The sequence below is a fragment of the Promicromonospora kroppenstedtii DSM 19349 genome, from assembly GCF_000515355.1.
GTDB classification, from domain to species: domain Bacteria; phylum Actinomycetota; class Actinomycetes; order Actinomycetales; family Cellulomonadaceae; genus Promicromonospora; species Promicromonospora kroppenstedtii.
This window is the reverse complement of the sequence record NZ_KI911696.1, coordinates 9,303-10,878: the sequence shown is the minus strand read 5'-3', so window position 1 is coordinate 10,878 and position 1,576 is coordinate 9,303. Positions and strand designations below refer to the sequence as shown.

1 protein-coding gene is annotated in these 1,576 nt (G+C 74.0%); it reads left to right on the top strand.

The features are described 5' to 3' along the window. A partial coding sequence (locus PROKR_RS17990; RefSeq protein ID WP_036965363.1) for a RecQ family ATP-dependent DNA helicase occupies window positions 1-1,576 on the top strand: 1,576 nt, incomplete at both ends.

The following is a 1,576-nucleotide window of genomic DNA, read 5'->3' as shown; positions in this document are numbered from 1 at the left end:
ACCAGTGGACGGCGATCGAGGCGCTCGCGGCGTTCCACCGGCGGGCGCTCGTGGTGCAGCGCACCGGCTGGGGCAAGTCGGCCGTGTACTTCGTGGCCACCAGGCTGCTGCGGGCCCGCGGCGCGGGTCCCACGGTGATCGTCTCGCCGCTGCTGGCGCTCATGCGCGACCAGATCGCGGCGGCCTCGCGCGCGGGTATCCGGGCGGTGACCATCAACTCGGCCAACATGACCGAGTGGGACGAGGTGCACGAGGCGATCGCGCGCGGCGAGGTCGACGTGCTGCTGTGCTCGCCGGAGCGCCTGAACAACCCGGGCTTCCGCGACGAGGTGCTGCCGCGCCTGGCGGCCGACGCCGGTCTCGTGGTCATCGACGAGGCGCACTGCATCTCGGACTGGGGCCACGACTTCAGGCCCGACTACCGACGCATCCGCACGCTCCTGGCCGACCTGCCGGCGGGCATCCCCGTGCTGGCCACGACCGCGACGGCCAACGAGCGCGTGACGCAGGACGTGGCCGAGCAGCTCGCGGTGCACGGAGACCAGGCGGCGGGGGAGGACGTGCTGGTGCTGCGCGGCGGGCTCGACCGCGAGTCGCTGCACCTGGCGGTCCTGGAGCTCGGCGACCAGCCCACCCGCGTGGCGTGGCTGGCCGAGGCGCTCCAGGACATCGAGGGGTCCGGCATCGTCTACTGCCTCACCGTCTCGGCGGCGGAGCAGGTGGCCGAGCAGCTGCGCGGGTACGGCCTCGCGGTGGCCGCCTACACGGGCCGCACCGAGCCGGCGCAGCGCGAGCAGCTCGAGGCGGACCTCAAGAACGACGACGTGAAGGCGCTGGTCGCGACCTCCGCGCTGGGCATGGGCTTCGACAAGCCGGACCTGGCGTTCGTGGTGCACCTGGGCGCGCCGTCGTCGCCCATCGCGTACTACCAGCAGGTCGGCCGTGCCGGCCGTGGCGTGGACCAGGCGCTGGTGGTGCTGCTGCCCGGCACCGAGGACAAGGCCATCTGGGACTGGTTCGGCGAGCAGGCGTTCCCCGCCGAGGGGCAGGTGCGGGCCACGCTCGACGCCCTGAGCGGCGGCGGCACCATGTCCACGGCCTTGCTGGAGACGCAGGTCGACCTGCGTCGCAGCCGCCTGGAGACCATGCTCAAGGTGCTCGACGTCGACGGAGCGGTCCGGCGGGTCAAGGGCGGCTGGGAGGCGACCGGCCGGCCGTGGTCGTACGACGCCGAGCGGTACGGCCGCGTCGCCGCGACCCGGGCCGCCGAGCAGCAGGCGATGGTCGACTACGTGAACACCCCGGGCTGCCGCATGGCGTACCTGCGCGCCCAGCTCGACGATCCGGAGCTGACGCCGGGCTGGGAGTGCGGCCGCTGCGACCGGTGCGGTCACATGGCCCTGCCCGAGGCGCCCGACGCCGAGGCGGTCGCCGCCGCCCGTGCCGAGATGGACCGCCCGGGCATGGAGGTCGAGCCACGCAAGATGTGGCCCACGGGACTGGCCTCGATCGGTCTGGACCTCAAGGGCAAGATCCCGCCCGCCGAGCTGGCCGAGCCGGGCCGGGCCGTCGCCCG